Raw genomic sequence first — 24,520 nt, 5'->3', positions numbered from 1 at the left:
GCGCCATGGCGCCGGCCCATAAAAATAATTTCATACTGGAGGGATGGAAATGCGCAAGGGGACCAAGGGGACGACGCGTCGGCAATTGATCACGGCAGCAGCAGCTCTGCCTTTCACATTCGCGATCTCGCGTTATGCGAACGCGGCCGAGTTCACGATGAAGCTTGCGACCGGGCAGGACCCGTCGCATCCGGTCAACAAGCGGGCGCAAGAGGCCGCCAACCGCATCAAGGAAGCCAGCGGCGGCCGCCTGGAGATCAACCTCTATCCCGCCAATCAGCTCGGCTCCGATACGGACCTGATCTCGCAGGTTCGCGTCGGCGCGGTCGATGCGATCAACATCGCGAGCTCCGTGCTCGCCACGCGGGTGCCGCTCGCCGGCATCGTCAACACCGGCTTCGCTTTCTCGTCCTACGATCAGGTGTGGAAGGCGATGGACGGCAGCCTCGGTGATCACATTCGCAAGGACATCGAGAAGACCGGCGCCATCGCGCTCTCAAAACCCTGGGACAATGGCTTTCGCCAGGTCACGTCGTCGACCCGCGAGATCAAGACGCCGGATGATCTCAAGAGCTTCAAGATTCGCGTGCCGGCCGCGCCGATCCTGACCAGCCTGTTCCAGGCGCTCGGCGCCGGTCCGACCCCGATCAATTTCAACGAGGTCTACACCTCGCTTCAGACCAAGGTGGTCGAGGGGCAGGAGAACCCGCTGCCGATCATTGCGACCGCCAAGCTCTACGAGGTCCAGAAATACTGCTCGCTCACCAGCCATGTCTGGGACGCCTACTGGATCCTCGGCAACCGCGCCGCCTTCGGCAAGCTGCCGTCGGACCTGCAGGCGATCGTCACCCGCGAGTTCGGCAAGTCGGCCGACGACGAGCGCGCCGACATCGCCGCGCTCAGCCAGAGCCTGCGCGCCGATCTCGCCGCCAAGGGTTTCACCTTCGTCGACGTCGACAAGAACGCGTTCCGCACCGCGCTCGGCAAGAGCAGCTTCTACAAGGATTGGCGCGGCAAGTTCGGCGAGGAGGCCTGGACCATCCTGCAGTCCAACGTCGGAGAGCTCGGATGAACAGCGTCGACGCGTCCTTGGCAGCCTCCACGAAGCACGGCGTCGTCGACGGGCTCGAACGGGTCCTGACGAAGCTGATCGAGATTCCGGCCGTGATCGCCCTGGTCGCGGAAGTCGGGATCCTGTTCACCGGTGTGACGTCGCGTTTCGTCTTCAACCGGCCGCTGACCTGGGCCGACGAGCTCGCGTCGATCACCTTTCTCTGGCTCGCGATGTTCGGCGCGGTGCTTGCGCTCAGCCGTGGCGAGCACATGCGGATGACCGCGCTGGTCGACCGCGTCAGCCCGCGCGTGCGCGCGGTGCTGGAGAGCCTTGCCTTGATGGCCCCGGCGCTGTTCCTGGGCATCCTGCTGCATCCCGCGATCGACTACGCCCATGGCCAGTCTTTCGTCGAGACGCCGGCGCTCGGGCTGTCCGACAGCCTGCGCGCCGGCGCCGTGCCGGTCGGCATCGGCCTGATGCTCGCGACCGCGTTGCTGCGCATGACCCGCCATGCCTCGCGCGATCTCGCGATCACGCTGGTGCTGCTCGCGGCCATTGCGCTCGTGCTGTGGGGCGCCGCGCCGGCGCTGAAGGCGCTCGGCAACTGGAATCTCATCGTCTTCTTCGCGCTGCTGCTCGGCGCGGCCGTGCTCGCCGGCGTGCCTATCGCATTCTGCTTCGGCCTCGCCACCGTTGCCTATCTGCTGACGGTCACCACCGCACCGCTCGAGGTCGTCACCAGCCGCATCGACGAGGGTGTCTCCTCGCTGGTGCTGCTCGCCATCCCGCTGTTCATCCTGCTTGGTCATCTCATCGTGATGACGCGAATGGCCGAGGCGATGGTCGGCTTCCTGGTGTCGCTGGTTGGCCATGTCCGCGGCGGCCTGTCCTATGTGCTGCTGGGCGCGATCCTGCTCGTGTCCGGCATCTCCGGCGCCAAGACGGCCGACATGGCCGCGGTTGCGCCGGTGCTGTTTCCCGACATGAAGCGGCGCGGCATCCATGACGGCGAGCTGGTGTCGCTGCTCGCGGCCTCCGGCGCGATGGCCGAGACCATCCCGCCCTCGATCGTGCTGATCATCATCGGCTCTGTCGCCGGCGTCTCGATCTCTGCGCTGTTCACCGGCGGCATCGTCCCGGGCCTGGTGCTGGCGGTGGCGCTGGCGATCGTCGCCAAGCGCCGCATGGTCGAGCCGGAGGGGATCATCCGTGAGCGTGCGTCCTGGGCTACGATCCGCGCGGCGCTGATCACCGCGATCCCCGCGCTGCTGCTGCCGGTCTTGATCCGCACCGCCGTCACGGAAGGCGTGGCGACAGCCACCGAAGTGTCGACCATCGGCATCGCCTACGCCATCATCGTCGGCCTGCTGGTCTATCGCCGGTTCGACTGGCGCAAGCTCTATCTGGCGCTGGTCCACACCGCGGCCTTGTCGGGCGCGATTCTCTTCATCATCGGCGCGGCGACTGCGATGGCCTGGGCGCTCACGCAATCGAACTTCTCGCACGCGCTGGCGGCGATGATGACGTCGGTGCCCGGCGGCAAATACGGCTTCCTGCTGATTTCGATCGGGGTGTTCATTCTGCTCGGCAGCATTCTCGAAGGCTTGCCGGCGATGGTGCTGTTCGGGCCGCTGCTGTTCCCGGCCGCCAAGCTGCTCGGCGTGCACGAGGTGCACTACGCGATGGTGATCATCCTGGCGATGGGCATCGGCCTGTTCGCGCCGCCCTTCGGCCTCGGCTACTACGCCGCGTGCTCGATCGGTCAGATTGATCCCAATGCCGGGCTGACGCGCATCTGGCCCTATCTCGGAGCGCTCGTGCTCGGTCTGCTGCTCGTGGCCTTCATCCCCTGGCTGTCGATCGGATTCCTCTGAGCATCGGGATGAAGCAGGTGAGCGTGAGTTCTGACATGTCAGCGGTGCGTGAGACCCAAGGCGAGACGAACGCCACTTCGTTCGTCCTCGAAGCCAAGGCCATCGAGAAGAGCTTTGGAGCCACGCATGTGCTGCGCGGCGCCAATTTGCGGATCCGGCGCGGCGAGATTCACGCGCTGCTCGGTGGCAACGGTGCGGGCAAGTCGACCCTGATCCGCATCATCTCGGGCTCGCACCGCCATGATGGCGGATCAATCAGCATCGACGGCCGCGAGGATCCCGACGCCAATGCGATCGCCGTCGTGTTCCAGGAGCTGGCGCTGCTGCCGCATCTGTCGGTGGCCGAGAACATCACCTTGCCGCATCGCAAGCGCGCTCTTGCGCGGCTGAGCGAGGCTGAATGCTTCGAGGAGGCGCATGCCGCGCTGGCGCTGGTCGACCAGGAGCTGGCGGAGCGGGCGCTGGACTGGCCGGTGGCGCAGCTCGACCTGCACGAGCGGCAGTTCGTCGAGATCGCCCGGGCGCTGAGCTCCGGCGCACGCGTCCTGCTGCTGGACGAGCCCACCGCCAATCTCACGTTCTCCGAGACCGAGCGGCTGTTCGGCATTCTCCGCCGCCTGGCGCAGCAGGGCATCAGCACGCTCCTGGTGTCGCATCGCATGGGCGAGATCCGCGCGCTCGCCGACGTCTGCACCGTGCTGCGCGACGGGCGCTCGGTGCTCGACCGCGCGTCGCTCTCCGAGATCAGCGATGAGGCGATCGTGGAGGCGATGGGGCAGAAGAGCAGCGCCTTGCCGCAGGCTGCGCCGCGCAGCACGATCGCTACCTCGGCACGCACGCAGATTGTGCTCCGCGGTTCGGGCGTCTCCCTGAGCGTCGGCTCGGGCGAGGTGCTCGGGCTTGCCGGTGCGCCCGCCGGGCCGTCCGGCGTCATCGAGACCCTGATCGGTGCGCGGCGGTCCGGCGGTTGGCGCCTCACGATCGATGGCACCGACGTGACATTCGCAAGTCCCGCGCAAGCCGTGAGGGCAGGGGTCGGCTACGTCTCCGGCGATCGCGCCGAGAAGGGCATCCTCGCGACCTTGCCGATCCTCGACAACATCGTCGCGGCCGCACGGGTCGCCGGCCGCCATATCCTGGCCTCATCAGGCGAAGCCGCGGCCGCGCAGACCGCGCTCGATACGCTGTCGATCAAGGCGAGCTCGATCGACGCGCTGCCGCAGACCGTGAGCGGCGGCACGCAGCAGAAGCTGTTGCTGGCGCGCTGGCTCGCGCCGGCGCCGAAGATCCTGGTGCTGGAGGAGCCGACGCGCGGCGTCGACATCGGCACCAAGCGCGAGATCTACGCGATGATCCGCGATGCCGCCGCCGCGGGCTGCGTCGTGGTATGGTGGTCGACCGAGTTCACCGAGCTGATCGCGGTCTGCGACCGGGTGATCGCCTTCGATCTCGGCGGCCAGGTCAGCGGCATTCTCGGGCACGACGAGCTCGACGAGGTCTCGCTGTCGCGCGCGACCGGAATGGCGGCGTGACTGCCGGCGCATGAGCAAGCAAGAGGATAACATGACGGAAGTGGTGATCGATCAGCGCGCGGCCCAGCGGCCCAAGCCTGGCAAGCGCGCCTCACTGGCCGTCCGGCTGACGCGCACCTATCGCTCGGAGATCGCGATCGCGATCGCTATCGTCGTTCTGCTCGTGGGTATCAGCTTCTGGTCGCCTTACGTGCTGACCTGGGGCAATCTCGCCAACATCGCCCAGGCGGCTGCGCCGCTGATCCTGATGTCGCTCGGCGTGTTCCTGGTGATCGCCACCAGCGGCATCGATCTGTCGGTCGGCTCGACCTTCTCGCTGACCGGCATGGTCGCAGGCCTGTGCTTCTCCGCCGGCCTGCCGTGGCCGATCGCCTGCCTGATCAGCCTCGGCGTCGGCGCGGCCGTCGGCGCGATCAATGGCGGCCTCGTCACCATCGTCGGCCTCGCACCGTTCGTCGTCACCCTGATCACCTACGCGATCGGCGCCAGTCTCTCCTTCGTCATCACCGACGGTCACTCGATCGCGATTGCGGATGCGAATTTCTGGAAGCTCAATGGCGGCGAGCTGATCCCCGGCGTCACCAACTTCGTGCTGTTCTGCGCCATTGCCGTGATCGCCCTTGAATTCGTGCTGCGCAAGCTCGTCGTCGGCCGCTGGGTGTTCGCCATCGGCAGCAACGACAAGGCGGCCCGTCTGCTCGGCATTCCCGTGCACGGCGTGCGCTTCGGCGTCTATGTCGCGTCCGGCCTGGCGGCGTCCTTCGCCAGCCTGCTGAGCCTGTCCTACATCAGCAACTCGGAATCGACCGCCGGCGCCAACCTCATGCTGCAGGCGATCGCGGCTTGCGTGATCGGCGGCGCCAGCCTGTTCGGCGGCACCGGCTCGGCGATCGGCGCCATGCTCGGCGCGATCATGATCACGGTCATCCAGAACGGCGTCAACCTGATCGGCATCAACAGCTTCTGGCAAGGAACCGTCACGGGAGCCGTCATCCTCGTCGCGGTCCTGATCGACCGCGCCACGAAGGTCCGTAGCTGAGATAGCTGCACCACCCACGAAACGTTCATAAAACACTTGGAGGAAAGCATGAAAAGACGATCTCAAGGCCTGTTCGCCATCGCTGTCTCAGCCGTCATGGCCGCGGCTCTGCAGCCGGCATCTGCCGCCGAGGGCGCGAAGAAGTTCACGGTCGCCTATATCGCGCCGTCGCTCGACATCTCCTATTGGCAGTGGGTCGGCTACGGCGCCAAGACCAAGGCGGCCGAGCTCGGCATGACCTATATCGAGATGGATTCGCACAATTCGCCGGCCGACCAGATGACCAACGTGCGCACCGCGATCACCCGCGGCGTCGACGCCATCGTGATGGGTCCGGTCAGCTCGACCAGCACGCCGCCGGTGCTGAAGCTGCTGAAGGAGAAGAAGATCCCGATCGCGTTTGCCGGCATCGGCCCGCAGCCGGGCGAGACCGACTATACGTCGGCGGTGACCGCCAACAATTTCGACGGCGGCAAGGCCGAAGGCAAGTTCGTCTGCGCGCTCGCCAAGGAGCGCGGCGGCAACAAGGTCGGGATGCTGTCACTGCCGCAGGATCGCGAGAATGCGCAGAAATATCTCGCCGGCGCCAAGGAGTCGTTCCAGGCGGATGGTTGCGAGCTGGTGCAGATTCTGCAGACCAAGGGCCTGACCGTCCGCGAAGCCGTCGACCAGGCCAACGACCTCCTGACCGCGCATCCCGACGTCAAGGCGATCTACGGTATGTATGATGAGGCGGCGACCGGCGCGGCCAAGGCGCTGCAGACCCGCGGCCTCGTCGGCAAGGTCGGCCTCGCCACATCCGATGGCAGCCCGACCACCGTCAAGCTGTTGCGTGAAGGCGTCGTGCAGGGCCTGTTCCTGCAGGAGGCCGGCGGGCAGGGCATCGAGGGCGTGCAGCAGGTCTACAACGCCCTGACCGGCGCGGCCGTGACTCAGAGCCTGCCGCTGCCGCTGTCGCTCGTGACCTCCAGCAATGTCGGCACGCCGGAAGCCCAGGCCAAGCTGAAGCGCGTCTATCCGCCGTCCGCCGGCGACTACTGATCGCGCAAGGCATCGCAGCGGGCGCCTGATTCATCGGGCGCCCGCACCCATGTCCGGACGATCCCTGATCGAGGATGCCACCATGACCGATTTTCCCATCATCGACCCGCACCACCATCTCTACGATCTCGAGAACCACTATTACCCGTGGCTCAGCGACGGCGTGAAGCCCTCGGCCTTCGGCGACTACACCGCGATCAACCACAGCTATTTGATCGAGGACTTCCTCGCCGACTGCAAGAACCAGAACGTCGTCAAGTCGGTCCATCTCGACGTCGGCTTCGATCCCAAGGATCCGGTCGGCGAGACGAAGTGGCTGCAGGGCGTCGCTGACAAGCACGGCTTTCCTCACGGCATCGTCGGCTATGCCAATCTGGCGCAGCCGAACGTGCGCGACGTGCTCGAACGACACCTGGCCTATCCGAATTTCCGCGGCATCCGCCAGTCGCTGAACTATCACGCCGATCCGGCCAAGACCTATCTCGACCGGCCCGGCGTCTGTCGCGAGCCGGAGTGGCGGCGCGGCTTTGCCATGCTGCGTGACCTCGGCCTGTCCTTCGACCTTCAGCTCTACTACCCGCAAATGCAGGAGGCCTATGAGCTCGCGCGAGATTTTCCGGACACGCAGATCATCCTCAACCACACCGGCATGCAGGTCGATGGCCCCGATCATTTCGAGGCCTGGAAGACCGGCATGAAGCTGCTGGCCCAGGCTCCGAACGTCGCGTGCAAGATCTCCGGTCTCGGCATGGGCGACTGGACCTGGACGGTCGACTCCTTCCGCCCCTACGTGCTCACCGCCATTGAGGCCTTCGGCGTCGAACGCTGCATGTTCGCCAGCAACTTCCCGGTCGACAAGCTGTTCAGCAGCTACGACAAACTGTTCGATGCCTTCAAGGAGATCACGTCGGACTTCGCCTCAGGCGACCGCCGCAAGCTGTTTCACGACAACGCGGAACGATACTACCGGCTCTGATCTCCGCGCGCGGGGGCCTGCGAAGGCTGTTCGGGTGCCTGAGAGGCGCCCGCATGGAAAGACGCGCGGCCCGCCGCATCAGCCTGCGACACAACTGTCTCCGCACACGGTGAGACCGGCGACGCCCGGTCTTGCCGTCTTTGCGCTTGCGAGCGGGGACCGTTGGCATTACCTGCCTGTTTCGAGCGGCGGCCGCCGCGGACATCATGAGACAGCAGGGGCTGCGTCCCTTTGCGATCCGGATCGGGGATCCCTCTCCAAGTGCTTGAGTCGACGTTGAAATATGGATCGGTGGGAGCCGGCCGCTTCTCCGTGGCGCCGATGATGGATTGGACTGACCGGTATTGCCGGGTGTTCCATCGGCTGCTGTCGCGGCGGGCGCTGCTCTATACCGAGATGGTGACGACCGGGGCCGTCATTCACGGCGACCGGCAGCGGCTGCTCGGCTTCGATGCCAGCGAGCATCCGGTGGCGCTGCAGCTCGGCGGCTCGGATCCGGCGGATCTCGCGACCTCAGCCAAGATCGGCGAAGACTTCGGCTACGACGAAATCAACCTGAATGTCGGCTGCCCGTCGGACCGGGTCAAGGATGGCCGCTTCGGCGCGTGCCTGATGGCGGAGCCGGCGCTCGTTGCGGCCTGCGTCGCAGCGATGAAGCGCGCGGTGCGCATTCCCGTCACCGTCAAGTGCCGCATCGGCATCGATGACCAGGATCCGGAGATCGCGCTCGATGCGCTGGCGGATGCGGTCGTCGACAGTGGCGCCGACGCGCTGATCGTGCATGCGCGCAAGGCGTGGCTGAACGGTCTGTCGCCGAAGGAGAACCGCGACATCCCGCCGCTCGACTACGGCAGGGTGTACCGGCTGAAGGCGCGGCTGCTGCACGTGCCGATCATCATCAATGGCGGCATCAGCAGCATCGAAGCGGCGCAAGCTCATCTCGCTCATGTCGATGGCGTGATGCTCGGCCGCGCCGCCTATCAGGAGCCGTGGCGATTGCTCGACATCGATCCCGTGCTGTTTGGCGAGGCCGCGCCGCATTCGAGCATGAAGGACGCGCTGGCGGCGCTCGAGCCCTATATCGAACGCCAGCTCGGGCAGGGGACGCGGCTGCACGCGATCACGCGGCATCTCGTCGGGGCCTATCACGCGGTGCCTGGCGCGCGCGCCTTCCGCCGTCACCTCTCCGAGCGCGGCGTGAAGCCCGACGCCGGGATCGAGGTGTTGCGCGAGGCGGTCGCGATGATCGAGCAGCGTCAGCCGGTGGCCGCGCTCGCCTGACCTATTCGTTCGCCGGCAGCAGGTCGGCCACGGCTTGGCGCGCGACCGCGTTTTCGTCCGGCAGTCCGATCGAGATGCGCAGCCATGTCGCAAAACCCGGCTGTGCGCGGCCGATGTCGATGCCGCGGGCGGCGAGCGCCGCGGCCGCATCCGCATGCGGCCGGCCGCAATCGAAGAACACGAAATTGGCATGCGAGGCGCTGAAGCCGCGGCCGCGATCGCGCAGCAGCGCATGCCAAGCCTCGCGCTCGGCCGCGACCTTGGCGCGAACATCGACGATGTAGTCGTGCTCACCAAGGCTCGCCAACGCGGCCACGAGACTGAGCCGGTTCAGCCCGAAGAAGGCGCCGATGCCTATCTGCTTCAGTCCTGCGGCCAGCGGCTTCGGCGCCAGGGTATACCCGATGGCGAGACTTGCGAGGCCGTAGATCTTGGAGAACGTCCTGAACACCGCGACATTGCAACCCTCGCGGAGCAGCGGCGTGACGGTGCGGGCGGCGAAGTCCGGCAGGAATTCGAGATAGGCCTCGTCGACGATCACGAGCGTGCGCGACGACAAGGCGCGAACCGCCTCGATGAACAGCGCGGCGTCGCTCACCGTGCCCGAGGGATTGTGCGGATTGACCAGATAGACCGCGCGCGTTGTTTCGTCCACGGCCGCCGCGATGGCCGGCAGGTCGTTCTCCAGCGCCGCATTCAGCGGCACGCCGATCACGCGGCCGCCGGCCAGCGCCACCGCGTCGACCAGCGCCGTGTAGCCCGGCTCGGAGTAGACGAAGGTGCCGCCGGGACCGCCGTGAGCGGCGAGATAAAGCCCGAGCACGTTGAGGTTCTCGCCGAGCACGATCTGGTCGGCGGGGATGTTTTCGCGCGCGGCGATCGCCGTTGTGAGATCATCGACCTCCCGGCCGGTGTAGCGGGCGAGGCCGGCGAGATCGGCCTGAATGGCCGCGATCGCCGCAGGCGAGGGGCCGAACGGAGTCTCGTTCAGGGCGAGCTTGATCTGCGGGGTATCGGCCATGGCGGGAGCGTAGGCCGGGATCTGCCGCGCGTGCAAGGCAGCGTTCGCCGCAGCCGCCGCCTCAGCTGCGCTCGGGGTAGCCGTGCAGCATCAGCCGGTCGGAGCGGACCTCGAAGCGTTCGAGCCGGTCGAGAAAGCTCATGCCGAGCAGGTTCGTCTTCATCTGGCCATGCGGAACGACCAGCGCCGGCACCGAGCGCTCCACGAGCTTGCCGATCGCCAGCCGATCGAGCGTCAGCCGGGCCGCCTTGGTGTGGCCGCCCGCAGTCTCGACGTCGACGTCATAGTTCAAGAGCTCGAGCGGCAGGCCCGCGGCCTTGGCGGTCTCCCAGGTCAGCACCACCGAGGTGGCGCCGGTGTCGACGACCATCGGCGCGGTCACACCGTTGATCTTGGCGCGCAGCGCGAACTCGCCGCCTCTGGTGCGCTCGATCTCGACGGCGTTGGTCGGCGGACTTGCCTTGGCCCTGAAGGCCCGGCTGCGCAGCATCTCCGAGACGGTGTCGCTGGCGAGCGCGGCCTGCTCGGGATCCTTGTAGACGATCACGGCGCTCGCGGTGACCACCATGGTGACAAGAACCAGTACCGCCTTGTTCATGCCCGGCCTCCGATGAGAGCGGCGCTCAGTCGCGCTTGCGCGCCATCGCGGGCAGTCCGGCGTCGTGCAGGCGTGTGGGCAGCCCGTCCATCACGGCCAGCCGCTCGTCGCGCGACATTCGGCCCCAGCGCGCGATCTCCGGCAGCGTGCGACCGCAGCCGAAGCACAGCTTGGTCTTCGGATCGATCATGCAGACGGCAATGCAGGGGGTATCCTGGCTCATGCTGCGAGTTGAAGAGGTTCTCGTCCGGCTTTGCAAGTGCCATCATCTCACAGTCCCGTTCCGGCATTCATGATCGGTTTGCGCAGCAGGCGCCGCTTCTCCTGAGCGGGTGCTGTCGCAGGATCCGGTTGCAGCGGCGGCGCCTCGTCCGAGAGCGGGGCGAGCGCCGACATCACGCGCTCCGGCGGGAAGGTGACGATCACCTCGGTGCCGATGCGGACCTTCGATTTCAGCGTGAACGTGCCGCCATGCATCTCGATCAGGTTCTTGGCGATCGGCAGGCCCAGGCCCGCGCCCTGTTCCGCAGACTTGATCGAGTTCGAGCCCTGGCCGAACGAGGCGAGCACGATCGGGATCTCGTTCTCGGGGATGCCGGAGCCGGTGTCCTTGACGCTGAGATACTGACCACCGGACGCGGTCCAGCCGGCCTTCAGCCAGATCTCGCCGCCCTGCGGCGTGAACTTGATGGCGTTGGAGAGCAGGTTGAGCACCACCTGGCGGATCGCGCGTTCGTCCGCCCAGAGACGCGGCATGTTCTGCTCGAACACCTCGTGAATGGTGATGCCGCGGCTGGTCGCACGCAGCTTCAGCAGGTGATGGCAGTCGGCAATCACGTGGACCAGCGCAACCGCTTCCTCGTTGAGCTCGTAGCGACCGGCCTCGATGCGCGAGAGGTCGAGAATCTCGTTGATCAGATTCAGCAGGTGGACGCCGGAATTGTGGATGTCGGCGGAATATTCCTTGTAGACCGGGACCGCATGCGCGCCGAAGATCTCGCTCTTCATCACCTCGGAGAAGCCGAGGATGGCGTTCAGCGGCGTGCGCAGCTCGTGGCTCATCTGCGCGAGGAAGCGCGACTTCGCGACGTTGGCGGCCTCCGCCCGGTAGCGCGCTTCGTCGGAGATCGCCTTGGCCTGCTCGAGCTCGCCAATCAGCGCATCCTTCTCCGCGCGCGCTTCCAGGGTCGCGAGCGTGGTTGCGTGCAATTGATGGGCGAGCAGCACGAAATAGCCTTCGGCGGCGATCGCAAATCCTGCGAGCAGATAGTTGTCGAAGTTGCCTGACAGCGCCAGGCTCAGCGTGATGGCGACCGTCACCGGCGCGGTGACCGCGACGGCAGCGATCGGCAGGTTCGCCGCGAGCATGCTGGAGACGGCGATCACCAGCAGCATCAGGAACATCATCAGGGTGCCCGACACCTCGGCCAATGCCGGATGGATCAGGATCGCCATCCAGCACACGCCGTAGAGCAGGTCGAGCAGTACGAAGCGCGTGCGCCAGCGCCGCGTTGCCGCCAGCGACGGCTGGTCGTTGAGGAAGTTCGAGCAGTTGCGGACGATGGCGACATGGATACAAAGCACGCCGAGCGTCCAGGCGCCGGCGGCGATGGCATGCAGCCAGACGCTGAGCATGAGGCCGGTCGCCACGACCAGCAGGATGACGATGTAGGATGCGGAGATGCGGGTCTGCGCATATTGGCGCAGCAGCTCGCGATCAAAGGCGGGCCGCGTTCCGGATGTCGACGTTAACCGGTCGCGCGCCTCGCGCACCCGTTGCTGCGCGGCGCGGCGCTGGCTTGCCGGAGCGAGCGCCGGCGCATCGGCCGGAAGCTCGACGATCTCGGGCTTTTCCGCGGGTTTACTCATCAACAACACAAATCCTGCCCGGGGCCGCGCGGGCTGCTTTCTGCATCCTCTATAACTGGCTCGAAATCCTTAAGACGGATTATAGACAACGAAAAATTTGCGTTAACCGCGCGTTAAAATTAACCATTGCGGCGCGCAGCGACGCCCAGCACACGCAGCCGTCGCCAGCCGATCACCAGCCCCGTGAGGCTGAAGGCAAAGCCTGCCGCGCACAGGCCGATGATGAGGACGGTGCGCAACGTCGCGTGTGCGAGCAGCGCCGGGAAGTCGAGCGTGTGCAGCGCCTGATAGAGCCAGCGGTAGGCGCGTCGCGACGGATCGAGCCTTTCGAGCAGGGCGCCCGAGGCAGAGTCGACGTGATACCAGGTGTCGCCGCAGATCACGCGGTGGATCGGGGCGCCCGGCACGTCGGATGAGAACGGATAGTCGTCGCCGGGCTCGACCTCGATCGATCGCGCGCAGTCGGGGCGGAGCCGAGCGGTGACGGCGTTGATCTCCGCCGGCTGCAGGAAACGGCCGGTGACGCGCCAGGCGGAGCCATCGAGCACCGAGATCTGCTGCTGGCTCAGCGCGCGGCGCGTCCGCCGATGCAGGCGGCCGCCGAATGCGAACCATTCGATTTCGCGGACCTCGCCGCTGCCGGCGGCCAGTGGGGCGGCAGAAAGTTGCGTCCAATCGGGCGCGCCGGTGAAACTGGCGTTCTCGGACGGCGTGAGATGACCGGTCGCAAACAGCCGGCCGTGGTCCATCGAGAGCCAGCCGCTGACCATCCAGGTCAGCACGAACTGCGTACAGACGAGGCCGGCCCAATGATGCCACAGGTGCCAGCCGCGGTAGCGCGAGCCAAGCCGCGCCTTGCGCAGCCGCAGCCTGAGCGGGCCGAGCAGGGCGCCGGTCACGGCAGCAATGACCGCCGCGAGCGACAGCCACCACACCGTCACGTTCCAGGCGGACCAGTCCTTGCGCAGCACCGTGGGATAGATCCAGTGGATGACGCTGCCGAGATAATTCCAGCGGCGTTCGAAGCCGGTCGTGTCCAGCACCACCTCGCCGGTCCGGGAGGAAACGTAGAGCTCGGTCTCATCTGCATCGTTCAGCGCGATCCGGGTGAGCGGGCGATGCGCATCGAACCGGTCCGGCACGGTCCATTGGTCGTAGTCGTCGCGCGCGGCGACCGCGGCGCCATTGGTGACGAACCCGCGCTGGTGCGCCGTCAGGCGGGCGATGGACAGCGCGAGATCGGGGGCGGTCACATCGGCCGCTGCCAACGTGTCGGCATGAATGGCCGCATTCCGGTCGGCGGCGGAGATGACATAGACGGCACCATCCGCGCGCTGCCACAGTCGAATGCGGCTGGGGCGATCGATGCCGCTCGCGAGGACGGCTTCCGCTGGGCTGCGGAGACTTGCGGTGAGATCGAGCGGCAGCAGCCCGGCAAACCGCTCGCTCTCGGTCTGTGCCGGAAACGGCACGAAGTGCATCACGATGCCAGTGGCGAACCACAGCGCGAACAGCGGGCCAAGGGGGATGCTGAGCCAGCGATGAGTGAGGATCAGCGCCCGGATCATATCGCTCTAGAACTTGAACGAGGCTTCGACCTCGTAGGTGCGGGGCGCGCCCAGGAAGATCTGGTCGGGATAGAACGGATCGCTCCAGGCCGCGTAGCGCTTGTCGGTGACGTTGCGGACGCGGAAGGCGAGGCGGGTGCTGGTCGCGGTGGCGAACATCGGCACTTTCGGCAGGTCGATGAAGGCGAACAGGTCTGCGGTGGTGTAGGCGAGCAGCTTCACCGTGTTGGCGTCGGTGCTCCAGCGGTCGCCGACATGGCGCACGGAGAAGCCGAGCTCGACCGGCCACCAGCCCGGATTGAGGAAGCGGTAGGAGCCGCCGCCATTGACGATGACGGCGGGGATGTTCGGTGGCGTGTTGCCGGTGAACGAGCCGCCGCCGGCGAGATCATAGTCGGCATAGCGCGCGCGGACATAGGCGACGTTGCCCCACAGCTTGCTCTCCGGTGTCGGCCGCACCGCGGCTGAAAATTCGAGGCCCTGCGACTTCACCTTGCCGGCGAGGTTGAGCTGCTGGCCGGCCTGGGCGCTGTAGACGTTGTTGCGTTCGATGTCGAAGGCCGAGAAGGTCCATTCCGCCCGGCCGTTCCACGTCAGCTGCTTGACGCCGGTCTCGTAGCTGCGGGAGTCCGAGAGGGTCAGATTCTGCGTTGGTGTTAGAATGAAGATGCTGTCGGCCGAGATGTCGGTCGCCGTTGCATATTGGCTGTAGAACGTCGTGCCAGGCAGCGCTTCCCAGGTATAGCCGATGCGGCCGGTGAGCGGCTGCCAGCTCTTGGAGTAGGGGAAGCCAGGCCGCTCGGCGCCGTCTCGGATCCAGGTGCGGTCGAGCGTGAACGGGTTGTAGCGCAGTCCGCCGACCAGGGCGAACGTGTCGGTCAGCTTCAGCCGATCTTCGATGTTGAGCGCGACATTGTTGATGGTCGCGGTCTGCATTTGCGTCGTCAGGAGACCGTAGGTGCCGCGGTCGAACCCGACCAGCGGGACCGACTCGCCCGGAAAGTTTGCCGCGCCAGGCCGCGAGAAGTCGGTATGCGAACTCTCGACCGAGCCGACGAGGCGGTTGGCCAGGCCGAACAGGTTGGCGTTCCAGGTGACATCGGTGATGTTGCCGACCGTGTTGTGGTTGTGATGGACAAAGAAACGCTCGCGGTCGACCAGGTTGGTGTTCGCGTTGAACGATGACCATTCGTTGTTGTACCAGTCGCGGCTGGCATTGTAGTTGTAGATCTGGCTCCGCAACGTGACGGTGTTGTTGAGGTCCCATTCGAACCCGCTACGCACCCAGGATTCCTTGATCGTCTTGTGGCCGTCGACGACGTTGTAGTTGGTCGACAGCGTGCGGCCGTCGATCGTCACCGCGCCGAGATCGCTGCCATTATAGGCCGAGATCTTGGTGCCCGACACGATGCCGCTGGTCGCGTTCGCGCCGCTAGTGGCCACCGGCACCAGCGGCGTGCCCTCATAGGGCTTGGCCTTGTAGTCCTTGAACTCGGCGGCAAAGAAGGTCTTGAAGCTGTCGGACAGGCGATAGTTCAATTGTCCGGAGACGTGGACGTTCTTGAACTCGGTGTCGTCGATGAAGCCGACCTCCCTGGTCCGACTGATGTCGAAGCGATAGTCGAGCCCCTGAACGGTGGTGCTGCCGCCGGAGCCGAAGCCGCTGCGGAACGTGCCGCGCTGGTCGAAGCCGATGAAGGCCTCGTTCTGCACCGGACCGGACTGCGGCGCCTTGGTCACGAAGTTGATGGTACCGCCGACCGCTCCCTGGCCCGAGCTCAGCGAGGAGGGGCCCTTCAGCACCTCGACGCGATCGAGATTGAAGGTTTCCATTGTCAGCGCCGTGAAGCCGGTCGGGCCGATGTTGATGCCATTGTAGAGGACGTTGACCTGGTTGCCCTGGAAGCCGCGCATCGCGTAGCCGACATCGTTCGGCGCATCGCCGGCGCTGACGCCGGCGGCGCCTTTCACGGCATCGACGGTCGTATGGTAGCCCTGCTCGCGCAGGGTCTCGGCGCCGATGACGTCAACAGCTGCCGGCACCTCGCGCGCCGTGAGGCCGAGCCGGCTGGCGGCCGCCGGAGTGGTGTTGCTGTTGAGCGGCGTCCCGGCCAAAGCGGAGGACGGGGCCGACGGTCCCGCTGCCGCCTGCGATGGCGCGGTTGGACGCCGCGGCATCGTCCGCGCCGTTGGCCGGACGTCCTGCGTCGACGATGGCATCGGGCGGGCGGCTGGCCGTTGGCGCGGCGCGTCGACCGTCACGTCCGGCAGCAGCGTGTCGCTCGCTGGCTGCCTGTCCTGCGCGCCGGCCGTGGTCATGGCTGAACAGCCCGCCACCACCAGCCCCGCCAACGTTACCGAACCCCAGAAATCCCGCGCGCTCATTTCGATCCCACCGCGGAGTCCGGCCAGCCGGCCTCCGCGCCCCCCCTTACGTTCCTGATCACCGGGACGAGAGTTAGCCGATATGTCCTTATATGTAATGTTATAACATCACATATGGGGCATTCTGCTGCGGCGTGTCTCGATCCGGCAACACATGCGAACGATTAGCGATTGCAACGGGTATCAGCGAGTCGCTGGGCGCGCAATGGAAGGTCCGAGGCCGTGCCAACAAGTCCGGCGCCAATTGCTGCGAGGGGGCGGGGGCGCGAGTCTCGCCGTACGAACCCAATGCAGAACGGCCGCCCCTCGAATCGAGCGGCGGCCGCTTGATGTCGTCGACCAGTCCTGGACTACTTCTCCAGACGCGCCAGCAGGCTCGACGTATCCCAGCGCTTGCCGCCGAGCTTCTCGACCTCGGAGTAGAACTGGTCGACCAGCGCGGTGACCGGCAGGTGGGCGCCGTTGTGGCGCGCCTCGTTCAGGCAGATCGACAGGTCCTTGCGCATCCATTCCACAGCAAAACCAAAGTCATATTTGCCGTCATTCATGGTCTTGTAGCGGTTCTCCATCTGCCAGGATTGCGCCGCGCCCTTGGAGATGGTCTCGATCACGGCGGGAACGTCGAGGCCCGACTTCTTGGCGAAGTGGATGCCTTCGGAGAGGCCCTGCACGAGGCCGGCGATGCAGATCTGGTTGACCATCTTGGTCAGCTGGCCGGAGCCGGCCGGCCCGAGCAGCTTGCACATCCGCGCATAGGCCGCGATGACCGGCTCGGCGCCGGCATAGGCATCGGCCGTGCCGCCGCACATCACGGTCAGCACGCCGTTCTCGGCACCGGCCTGGCCGCCGGAGACGGGTGCGTCGATGAATTTGAAGCCGGCCTTGGTGGCTGCGGCGTCGAGCTCACGTGCCACTTCAGCCGAGGCCGTGGTGTGGTCGACGAAGGTCGCGCCCTTGGTCATGCCGGCAAAGGCGCCGTCGGGACCGATCGTCACCGAGCGCAGATCATTGTCGTTGCCGACGCAGCACATCACGAAGTCCTGGCCCTCGGCGGCCTGCTTCGGGGTCGCGGCGGTCTTGCCGCCGAACTTGTCGGCCCATTCCTTCGCCTTGGCCGCGGTGCGGTTGTAGACCGTGACCTCGTGACCACCCTTCTTCACGAGATGTCCTGCCATGGGGAAACCCATGACGCCGAGACCGATGAAAGCGACTTTAGCCATATGAGTGACCTTGCCCTTGGGGTTCTCTTGGGGGTTCTGCCGACGGCCTTGAGCGGGCCGGGCGGTTCTTGAAGGAAAACATCAGCAGCCGGCCGGTTCCGGCGGTCCGCTGGACGCCGCACCATAACGGCTTGCGACGCCGGGGCAACGCCTTCGTGACGGATGCGAAGCGCGCCATCGTGCTAAAGAGGCATCATCATCACCGCTTGCAAAGCCGTCATCCGGCAACGAAATCCAGACCAGCAACGAACAGCCAGGGAGTGTCTCGCATGGGTGTCAGCGTCGGCGTGCTCGATCATTTCAACATCCGGACCCGCAATCTCCAGGAGACCGTGCGCTTCTATGAAGACGTGCTCGGGCTCGAGAACGGCGACCGGCCGAACTTCGCGTTTCCCGGCGCCTGGATGTACAGCGAGGGCCGGCCGGTGGTGCATCTGGTCGATATCTCGCCGACCTCGGAGGCCCAGAAGCCGGATTCCGGAGTCGTGCATCACGTCGCCTTCGTCAGCCGCGGCTTCGCCGGCATGAAGGCGCGGCTCGAATCCAAGGGCATGCCGTTCGATGCGCGGCAGGTGCCGGGCGGCGAGTTGTGGCAGATCTTCGTCCGCGACCCCAACGGCGTGATGATCGAGTTGAATTACGAGGCTGCGAAAGAGCAGGCCGGCGATGGACCGGACGAGAACTCCGGCGACATCGGAACCATGGTGGCGTTTTGAGCCGGGCTTCATTATGAAGCAGCGCAACAGGGGGCGTGCGCGATCCTTTCGGCAACGACGGAAGATCGCGTCCGGCCAACAGGATAGGGCGCGACGATGTGGCGCGTTCTGAAGCATTTCAGGAGACGCGCCGTGAGCGTGACGCAGCAGCAGGTTCTCGAAGCTCTCAAGCGGGTCCGCTCGCCACGCGGCGTGGCGCTGCCCGACGCCGGCGTGCTGTCGCCGATCACGGCCAATGACGGCAAGGTGTTCTTTTCGATCAATGTCGAGGCCAGCGAGGCGCGTGCCTGGGAAACCACCCGCGCCGAGGCCGAGGCGGCCGTGCGCGCCATCCCCGGCGTGACCATGGCGATGATCGCCCTGACCGCCGAGCGCAAGGCAGGCGCGGCGGCAGCGCCGGCGCCGCGGCAGGGCGGCGTGCAGCCGGTCTCGGCGCATCGTCCGCACCAGCACCAGAACCCGGCCGATTCGCCGATGTCCCGGCAGGCGCCGATTCCCGGCATCGCCGCCGTGATCGCGGTGGCCTCCGGCAAGGGCGGCGTCGGCAAGTCGACCACGGCGATCAACCTCGCGCTCGGCCTGCGTGACCTCGGCCTCAAGGTCGGGCTGCTCGATGCCGACATTTATGGGCCCTCGGTGCCGCGCCTCACCGGCCTTCAGGAGAAGCCGCAGCTCACGCCCGAAAAGAAGATGATCCCGCTGTCGCGCTTCGGCCTGTCGATCATGTCGATCGGCTTCCTGGTCGAGGAGGACTCCGCGCTGGTCTGGCGCGGTCCGATGGTGATGTCGGCCATCAACCAGATGCTGCGCGACGTCGCCTGGGGCACGCTGGATGTGCTCGTCGTCGACATGCCGCCCGGCACCGGCGACGCCCAGCTCACGCTGGCGCAGAACGTGCCGCTCAAGGGTGCGGTGATCGTTTCGACGCCGCAGGACCTGTCGCTGATCGATGCCCGCCGCGGCCTTGCGATGTTCCGCAAGGTCAACGTGCCCGTGCTCGGGATCATCGAGAACATGAGCTACTTCCAGTGCCCGGAATGCGGCACGCGCTCCGACATCTTCGGCCATGGCGGCGCGCGGCATGAGGCCGAGCGGCTCGGCGTGCCGTTCCTCGGCGAGATCCCGCTGCACATGGATATCCGCTCGACCTCCGATGCCGGCAACCCGGTGGTCGAGAGCGAGCCCAGCGGACCGCATGCGGCGATCTACCGGACGATTGCCTCTGCGGTTCGCGATCAGCTCAAGGATGCCATCGCCGCGGCTTGATGCACTGCAGCGAAGCGCATGCGACCATTCGGCTGTTTGTCATCCCAACGTCGCGTTTTCGCTTAACCGGTTCCGTGCTAAAGCCCGGCCCGGATCGCCTTCGACCGTACGCGGCCAATCGCGTCGGCGGATAATGTTTTTCACGGGAAACGCCCCAACAAGGAGATGCCCCAATATGAAGCGTCGTGATTTTCTGAAGGTTTCGGCCGCCGGTGCCGCGGCGACCGGCGCCATCGCCTCGCCGGCGATCGCGCAGTCGATGCCGGAAATCAAGTGGCGGTTGACCTCGAGCTTCCCGAAGTCGCTCGACACGATCTATGGCGGCGCCGAGTACATGGCGAAGCAGGTCGCCGAGATGACCGACAACAAGTTCCAGATCCAGGTCTTCCAGGCTGGTGAGCTTGTCCCCGGCCTGCAGGCGCTCGACGCCACCTCCAAGAACACCGTCGAGATGTGCCACACGGTGTCGTATTATTACGTCGGCAAGGACCCGACCTTCGCGATCTTCGCTTCGGTGCCGTTCGGCCTCAACGCCCGGCAGCAGAACTCCTGGCTGTACCAGGGCGGCGGCAACGAGCTCGCCAATGAGTTCTTCAAGAAGTCCAACGTCATCGGCTTCCCCTGCGGCAACACCGGCACCCAGATGGGCGGTTGGTTCCGCAAGGAGATCAAGACGGTCGCCGACCTCTCGGGCCTGAAATTCCGCATCGGCGGCATCGCGGGCCAGGTGCTGCAGAAGCTCGGCGTCGTGCCGCAGCAGCTCGCCGGCGGCGACATCTATCCGTCGCTGGAGAAGGGCACCATCGACGCGGCCGAGTGGGTCGGCCCCTATGACGACGAGAAGCTCGGCTTCCAGAAGGTCGCCAAGTACTACTACTATCCGGGCTTCTGGGAGGGTGGTCCGACCGTCCACGCCTTCGCCAATCTCGACAAGTGGAACGAGCTGCCGAAGAACTATCAGAACATCCTGGCCAACGCGACCGTCAACGCCAACACCTGGATGGCCGCGCGCTACGACCAGGTGAACCCGGCGGCGCTGAAGCGTCTGGTCGCCGGCGGTACGCAGCTGCGTCCCTTCACCAACGAAGTGCTCGAAGCCTGCCTCAAGGCGACCAACGAGCTGTGGGGCGAGATCTCGGCCAAGAACGCCGACTTCAAGAAGGTGATCGACGCCATGCAGGCGTACCGCTCGGATGAGTACCTGTGGTGGCAGGTCGCCGAGTACACCTATGACAGCTTCATGATACGCTCGCGCACCCGCGGCTGATCGCAAGCTAACCAAGATCGGCGGATCGACATCAGGCCCGGCCTCGCAAGAGGCCGGGCTTTTTGCGTTGCGTTGCGACAACGTTTCGCAATGGCACTCCGACGCACTTTGATCCACACTGGAACTGAAGCCTCACAAAGAAGGCTGCCCAGGAAACGAACACGATCACCCAAGGGAGGGGAAAGAATTATGAAGCGGAGAGACTTCATCAAGGTCACGGGTCTCGGCGCTGCCGGAGCCGCAGCGATCGCGGCGCCGGCCATTGCGCAGTCGATGCCCGAGCTGAAATGGCGCATGCCGACGAGCTGGCCGAAATCGCTCGACACGCTGTATGGCGGCGCCGAAATGATGTGCAAGATGGTCGGCGAGGCCACCGACAACAAATTCCAGATCCAGCCGTTCGCCGCCGGCGAGATCGTGCCCGGCCTGCAGGTTGTCGACGCCGTGCAGAACGGCACAGTCGAGATCGGCCACACTGCGTCCTACTACTACTTCGGCAAGGACCCGACCTTCACCTTCGGCTCGTCGGTGCCGTTCGGACCGAACATGCGCATCAACCAGGCCTGGTACATGCTCGGTGGCGGCCGCGAGATCCTCAACGAGTTCTACACGAAGTACAATGTGGTCTCGCTGCTCGCCGGCAATACCGGTTGCCAGATGGGCGGCTGGTTTCGCAAGGAGCTCACCAGCGTCAACGATCTCAAGGGCCTGAAATTTCGCGTCGGCGGCTTCGCCGGCCGCGTGCTGCAGAAGCTCGGCGCGGTGCCGCAGCAGATCGCCGGCGGCGACATCTACCCGGCGCTGGAGAAGGGCACGATCGATGCGGCCGAGTGGGTCGGCCCGTATGACGACGAGAAGCTCGGCTTCGTCAAGGTCGCGCCGCACTACTACTATCCGGGCTGGTGGGAGGGCGGGCCGATGCTGCTCGCCTTCGTCAACCAGGATCGCTGGAACGCGCTGCCCAAGCACTACCAGAAGATCCTCGAGCAGGCCGGCCACTTCGCCAACAACTGGATGATGGCGAAATACGACCAGAGCAATCCGGCGGCGCTGCGCCGGCTGCTCGCCGCAGGCGCCAAGCTGCACGGCTTCTCGCCGGAGATCATGCAGGCCTGCATCAAGGCGGCGCGCGAGCTGCATTCCGAGGTCGCGGCCACCAACCCCGACTTCAAGAAGACGCTGGAATCGCTGAGCGCCTTCGCCGGCAACGGCTATTCCTGGTTCCAGGTCGCCGAGATCGGCTACGACGCGTTCATGGCGCGCAATCCGCTAGCCTGAGCAAGCGCCGCGTCTCTTCCTGCGTAAACGCAAAACAAAACCCCGGCGCCTTGCGCCGGGGTTTTTCGTTGATGAGGCGATCAGGCGCCGTGAGACGTCACTGCTTCGGCGGATCGATCTGCGGCGGGCCGAAGTCGAGCGGCGGCGCGTCGATCTGCGGGATGTCGATCTTGATCGAGTTCGGATCGACGGTCGAGGCGGTGCCCTTGTAGTGCATGACCATCGAGGGGAACACGATCACCAGCATCACCATGATCAGCTGGATCACCACGAACGGCACCGCGCCCCAGTAGATCTGGCCCGTCGTGACCGGCTCCATCCGCTTGCCGGTGACGCGGTCGAGATACGAATCCTTCGGCGCCACCGAGCGCAGATAGAACAGCGCGAAGCCGAACGGCGGATGCATGAACGAGGTCTGCATGTTGACGCCGAGGATGACGCCGAACCAGATCAGGTCGATGCCGAGCTTTTCGGCTGCGGGTCCGAGCAGCGGGATGATGATGAAGGCCAACTCGAAGAAGTCGAGGAAGAAGGCCAGCACGAACACGAAGGCGTTGACGAAGATCAGGAAGCCGACCTGGCCGCCCGGCAGGGAGGTCAAGAGGTGCTCGACCCAGACGTGGCCGTTGACGCCGTAGAAGGTCAGCGAGAACACGCGCGCGCCGACCAGGATGAAGACCACGAAGGCCGACAGTTTCGCGGTGGACTCGACGGCCTGTCGGACCAGGTCGAAGCTGAGCCGGCGCTTGATCGCGCCGAGGATGATGGCGCCTGCTGCGCCCATCGCGCCGCCTTCGGTCGGGGTCGCCAGGCCGATGAAGATCGTGCCAAGCACCAGGAAGATCAGGAACAGCGGCGGCACCATCACGAAGGTGGTCTGCTGCGCCATGCGCGACAGGAAGCGGTATCCCGTGGCGCGCTCCAGCAGCCAGTTCACCACCGCGACCGCGAAGGCGAACACGATGCCAGAGAACATGCAGAGCACGACGAAATCGGCGCCGTGATATTCGGAGCCGCGCATCACGTACCAGCCGAACACGCAGGAGGCGAGGAACAGCATGCCCAGCGAGGTCAGGCCGCGGCTGCCGGAATCCTCGCGGAAGCCGATTGCTTCCGGCGGCAGGCCGGGCGCCGCCTTCGGGAAGATCATGCTGACAAGGAAGGCATAGCCGGCGTAGAGCGCCGACAGCACGAGGCCGGGGATGAAGGCGCCCTCGTACATGTCGCCGACCGACTTGCCGAGCTGGTCGGCCATCACGATCAGCACCAGCGACGGCGGGATGATCTGCGCCAGCGTGCCGGAGGCGGCGATCACGCCCGAGGCGAGGCGCCGGTCATATCCGTAGCGCAGCATGATCGGCAGCGAGATCAGGCCCATCGAGATGACGGAGGCCGCGACGACGCCGGTGGTGGCCGCGAGCAGCGCGCCGACGAAGATGACCGCATAGGCAAGGCCGCCGCGGATGGTGCCGAACAGCTGGCCGATGGTGTCGAGCAGATCCTCGGCCATGCCGGATCGTTCCAGCACCAGACCCATGAAGGTGAAGAACGGAATGGCCAGCAGCGTGTCGTTGTTCATCACGCCGTAGACGCGTTCAGGGAGCGCCTGCAGGAAGTCCGGCCGGAATTCTCCGAGCTCGATGCCGATGAGGGCATAGAACAGGCCGACGGCGCCGAGCGAGAACGCGGCCGGATAGCCGAGCAGCAGCATGACGACCAGCGAGCCGAACATGATCGGCGCCATATTGGCGATCAGAAACGAAGTCATTGAAGTATCCCCCAGCCCGCCGCTTATTTCTTTTCGATCGCTTCGACGAGGTGCTCGACCTCGGCTTCGATCCCGTGGGACTTCGCAGCGTGCGGATCAGGAATGAGCCCGCGCATCACGGCGATGCGCTTGATCAGCTCGGAGATGCCCTGCACCAGCAGGAAAACGAAGCCGATCATGATCAGGGATTTTGCCGGCCATTGCGGCAGGCCGCCGGCATTGCTGGATTGCTCGTTGATCTCGAACGAGCGCAGGAAGAACGGCACGCTGGTGATGATCATGACGATGCAGAGCGGCATCAGGAACAGCAGGTGACCCACGACGTCGATGGTATCACGCAGCCATTTCGGCATCATCGCATTGATGATGTCGATGCGGATGTGCTCGTTGTCGAGGAGGGTCCAGGGCGAGCACAGCAGGAACACTGCGGCGAACAGCACCCATTGCAGCTCCAGCCAGGAGTTCGACGAGGTGTCGAGCGTCTTGCGGATGATGGCGTTGACGGTCGAGATGATGACGGCCAGCAGGATCAGCCACGCCAGCCGCTTGCCGGTCCAGGCGGTAAACCCATCGATCCCACGGCTCAATTTCAGCAACGCTTGCAACGCTGATCCTCCCCCAATGTCTTAACGGCCGCCAACGTCTTGCGACCGCCCCATGGCCCGTTCTTGGCTGCGCGGCATGCGGCGCAGCGGCCTATCCGGCCCGGCAGGCTCTCAAAAACCGGGGCACCATTTCAGCGCCCCGTGTTGCCGTCAATCGGAAAA

The 24,520-nt window shown here is 65.6% G+C and carries 20 protein-coding genes; 11 read left to right on the top strand and 9 right to left on the bottom strand.

Translation table 11 applies throughout. From position 1 onward, the window contains the following. Positions 1–43 precede the first annotated feature (43 nt). The 7 genes from NLR35_RS12470 to dusA all read left to right on the top strand — a co-directional run bounded on the left by NLR35_RS12470 (position 44) and on the right by dusA (position 8,797). The gene (locus NLR35_RS12470; protein ID WP_374940808.1) at positions 44–1,072 is read left to right on the top strand and encodes a TRAP transporter substrate-binding protein; all 1,029 of its coding nucleotides are present in this window, start codon (positions 44–46) and stop codon (positions 1,070–1,072) included. Beyond that, positions 1,069–2,928 (top strand): TRAP transporter large permease subunit, encoded by a 1,860-nt coding sequence (locus NLR35_RS12465; RefSeq protein WP_257166821.1) that lies wholly within the window; start codon positions 1,069–1,071, stop codon positions 2,926–2,928. The genes NLR35_RS12470 and NLR35_RS12465 overlap by 4 nt, the downstream gene beginning before the upstream one ends. Before the next feature lie 35 nt (positions 2,929–2,963). After that, entirely contained in the window at positions 2,964–4,460 is a 1,497-nt protein-coding gene (locus NLR35_RS12460) for a sugar ABC transporter ATP-binding protein (RefSeq protein WP_257166820.1), read from the top strand. Between the two features lie 31 nt (positions 4,461–4,491). Next, a complete protein-coding gene (locus NLR35_RS12455) occupies positions 4,492–5,499 on the top strand; it encodes an ABC transporter permease (RefSeq protein ID WP_306577409.1) in 1,008 nt (335 codons plus the stop codon). Between the two features lie 48 nt (positions 5,500–5,547). Next, a complete protein-coding gene (locus NLR35_RS12450; protein ID WP_257166819.1) occupies positions 5,548–6,540 on the top strand; it encodes a substrate-binding domain-containing protein in 993 nt (330 codons plus the stop codon). An 82-nt stretch (positions 6,541–6,622) separates the two neighbouring features. Next, positions 6,623–7,516, top strand: coding sequence for an amidohydrolase (locus NLR35_RS12445; protein WP_257166818.1), 894 nt, complete (start codon positions 6,623–6,625; stop codon positions 7,514–7,516). Positions 7,517–7,807: 291 nt separating this feature from the next. Continuing rightward, positions 7,808–8,797: a tRNA dihydrouridine(20/20a) synthase DusA gene (gene dusA / locus NLR35_RS12440; RefSeq protein WP_257166859.1), complete on the top strand. Its 990-nt coding sequence runs from the start codon at positions 7,808–7,810 to the stop codon at positions 8,795–8,797. 1 nt (position 8,798) lies between these two features. Here dusA and NLR35_RS12435 read toward each other — a convergent pair whose 3' ends face one another. From NLR35_RS12435 to NLR35_RS12405, 7 genes are all read right to left on the bottom strand, one after another. Next, positions 8,799–9,818, bottom strand: a complete 1,020-nt coding sequence (locus tag NLR35_RS12435; RefSeq protein WP_257166817.1) for a histidinol-phosphate transaminase — start codon at positions 9,816–9,818, stop codon at positions 8,799–8,801. A gap of 61 nt (positions 9,819–9,879) precedes the next feature. Further along, the gene (locus NLR35_RS12430; protein ID WP_257166816.1) at positions 9,880–10,416 is read right to left on the bottom strand and encodes a TIGR02281 family clan AA aspartic protease; all 537 of its coding nucleotides are present in this window, start codon (positions 10,414–10,416) and stop codon (positions 9,880–9,882) included. Positions 10,417–10,441: 25 nt separating this feature from the next. Next, complete coding sequence (locus NLR35_RS12425) at positions 10,442–10,639, bottom strand: DUF1289 domain-containing protein (RefSeq protein WP_257166815.1); 198 nt, start codon at positions 10,637–10,639, stop codon at positions 10,442–10,444. Positions 10,640–10,686: 47 nt separating this feature from the next. Then, a complete protein-coding gene (locus NLR35_RS12420) occupies positions 10,687–12,285 on the bottom strand; it encodes a HAMP domain-containing sensor histidine kinase (protein WP_257166814.1) in 1,599 nt (532 codons plus the stop codon). 119 nt (positions 12,286–12,404) lie between these two features. Beyond that, positions 12,405–13,853 carry a PepSY domain-containing protein gene (locus NLR35_RS12415; protein ID WP_257166813.1) on the bottom strand — a complete coding sequence of 483 codons (1,449 nt, stop codon included), beginning with the start codon at positions 13,851–13,853 and terminating at the stop codon, positions 12,405–12,407. Between the two features lie 6 nt (positions 13,854–13,859). Further along, on the bottom strand, positions 13,860–16,238 hold the full coding sequence (locus NLR35_RS12410; protein WP_257166812.1) for a TonB-dependent siderophore receptor: 2,379 nt from the start codon (positions 16,236–16,238) through the stop codon (positions 13,860–13,862). A 350-nt stretch (positions 16,239–16,588) separates the two neighbouring features. Next, the gene (locus tag NLR35_RS12405; protein ID WP_257166811.1) at positions 16,589–17,458 is read right to left on the bottom strand and encodes an NAD(P)-dependent oxidoreductase; all 870 of its coding nucleotides are present in this window, start codon (positions 17,456–17,458) and stop codon (positions 16,589–16,591) included. Positions 17,459–17,727: 269 nt separating this feature from the next. Here NLR35_RS12405 and NLR35_RS12400 point away from each other — a divergent pair, with 269 nt between their 5' ends. The 4 genes from NLR35_RS12400 (at position 17,728) to NLR35_RS12385 (ending at position 21,985) form a co-directional block, all read left to right on the top strand. After that, on the top strand, positions 17,728–18,174 hold the full coding sequence (locus NLR35_RS12400; protein ID WP_257166810.1) for a VOC family protein: 447 nt from the start codon (positions 17,728–17,730) through the stop codon (positions 18,172–18,174). Positions 18,175–18,306: 132 nt separating this feature from the next. Further along, on the top strand, positions 18,307–19,440 hold the full coding sequence (locus NLR35_RS12395; RefSeq protein WP_257166809.1) for an Mrp/NBP35 family ATP-binding protein: 1,134 nt from the start codon (positions 18,307–18,309) through the stop codon (positions 19,438–19,440). A gap of 133 nt (positions 19,441–19,573) precedes the next feature. Then, positions 19,574–20,707 carry a TRAP transporter substrate-binding protein gene (locus tag NLR35_RS12390; RefSeq protein ID WP_374940807.1) on the top strand — a complete coding sequence of 378 codons (1,134 nt, stop codon included), beginning with the start codon at positions 19,574–19,576 and terminating at the stop codon, positions 20,705–20,707. Positions 20,708–20,896: 189 nt separating this feature from the next. Continuing rightward, the gene (locus NLR35_RS12385) at positions 20,897–21,985 is read left to right on the top strand and encodes a TRAP transporter substrate-binding protein (RefSeq protein WP_257166807.1); all 1,089 of its coding nucleotides are present in this window, start codon (positions 20,897–20,899) and stop codon (positions 21,983–21,985) included. A 97-nt stretch (positions 21,986–22,082) separates the two neighbouring features. On the opposite strand, the gene NLR35_RS12380 is transcribed toward NLR35_RS12385, so the two are convergent. Both NLR35_RS12380 and NLR35_RS12375 read right to left on the bottom strand, forming a co-directional pair. Further along, the gene (locus tag NLR35_RS12380) at positions 22,083–23,753 is read right to left on the bottom strand and encodes a TRAP transporter large permease subunit (protein WP_257166806.1); all 1,671 of its coding nucleotides are present in this window, start codon (positions 23,751–23,753) and stop codon (positions 22,083–22,085) included. 23 nt (positions 23,754–23,776) lie between these two features. Continuing rightward, complete coding sequence (locus NLR35_RS12375) at positions 23,777–24,358, bottom strand: TRAP transporter small permease subunit (protein WP_257166805.1); 582 nt, start codon at positions 24,356–24,358, stop codon at positions 23,777–23,779. Between the last annotated feature and the right edge of the window lie 162 nt (positions 24,359–24,520).

Source organism: Bradyrhizobium sp. SRS-191 (assembly GCF_024586915.1).
Taxonomy (GTDB): domain Bacteria; phylum Pseudomonadota; class Alphaproteobacteria; order Rhizobiales; family Xanthobacteraceae; genus Bradyrhizobium.
Note: the sequence above shows the minus strand (reverse complement) of the source record. Positions and strands in the feature narration are given on the sequence as shown.

What these genes read in the sequence shown, in the direction of transcription:
- NLR35_RS12415 (WP_257166813.1), bottom strand. Translation starts at nt 13,853, where the DNA reads ATGATCCGGGCGCTGATCCTCACTCATCGCTGGCTCAGCATCCCCCTT.
- NLR35_RS12450 (WP_257166819.1), top strand. Translation starts at nt 5,548, where the DNA reads ATGAAAAGACGATCTCAAGGCCTGTTCGCCATCGCTGTCTCAGCCGTC.
- NLR35_RS12465 (WP_257166821.1), top strand. Translation starts at nt 1,069, where the DNA reads ATGAACAGCGTCGACGCGTCCTTGGCAGCCTCCACGAAGCACGGCGTC.
- NLR35_RS12430 (WP_257166816.1), bottom strand. Translation starts at nt 10,416, where the DNA reads ATGAACAAGGCGGTACTGGTTCTTGTCACCATGGTGGTCACCGCGAGC.
- NLR35_RS12470 (WP_374940808.1), top strand. Translation starts at nt 44, where the DNA reads ATGGAAATGCGCAAGGGGACCAAGGGGACGACGCGTCGGCAATTGATC.
- NLR35_RS12405 (WP_257166811.1), bottom strand. Translation starts at nt 17,458, where the DNA reads ATGGCTAAAGTCGCTTTCATCGGTCTCGGCGTCATGGGTTTCCCCATG.
- NLR35_RS12410 (WP_257166812.1), bottom strand. Translation starts at nt 16,238, where the DNA reads ATGAGCGCGCGGGATTTCTGGGGTTCGGTAACGTTGGCGGGGCTGGTG.
- NLR35_RS12460 (WP_257166820.1), top strand. Translation starts at nt 2,964, where the DNA reads ATGTCAGCGGTGCGTGAGACCCAAGGCGAGACGAACGCCACTTCGTTC.
- NLR35_RS12425 (WP_257166815.1), bottom strand. Translation starts at nt 10,639, where the DNA reads ATGAGCCAGGATACCCCCTGCATTGCCGTCTGCATGATCGATCCGAAG.
- NLR35_RS12390 (WP_374940807.1), top strand. Translation starts at nt 19,574, where the DNA reads ATGTTTTTCACGGGAAACGCCCCAACAAGGAGATGCCCCAATATGAAG.
- NLR35_RS12400 (WP_257166810.1), top strand. Translation starts at nt 17,728, where the DNA reads ATGGGTGTCAGCGTCGGCGTGCTCGATCATTTCAACATCCGGACCCGC.
- NLR35_RS12445 (WP_257166818.1), top strand. Translation starts at nt 6,623, where the DNA reads ATGACCGATTTTCCCATCATCGACCCGCACCACCATCTCTACGATCTC.
- NLR35_RS12380 (WP_257166806.1), bottom strand. Translation starts at nt 23,753, where the DNA reads ATGACTTCGTTTCTGATCGCCAATATGGCGCCGATCATGTTCGGCTCG.
- NLR35_RS12420 (WP_257166814.1), bottom strand. Translation starts at nt 12,285, where the DNA reads ATGAGTAAACCCGCGGAAAAGCCCGAGATCGTCGAGCTTCCGGCCGAT.
- NLR35_RS12455 (WP_306577409.1), top strand. Translation starts at nt 4,492, where the DNA reads ATGACGGAAGTGGTGATCGATCAGCGCGCGGCCCAGCGGCCCAAGCCT.
- NLR35_RS12385 (WP_257166807.1), top strand. Translation starts at nt 20,897, where the DNA reads ATGAAGCGGAGAGACTTCATCAAGGTCACGGGTCTCGGCGCTGCCGGA.
- NLR35_RS12435 (WP_257166817.1), bottom strand. Translation starts at nt 9,818, where the DNA reads ATGGCCGATACCCCGCAGATCAAGCTCGCCCTGAACGAGACTCCGTTC.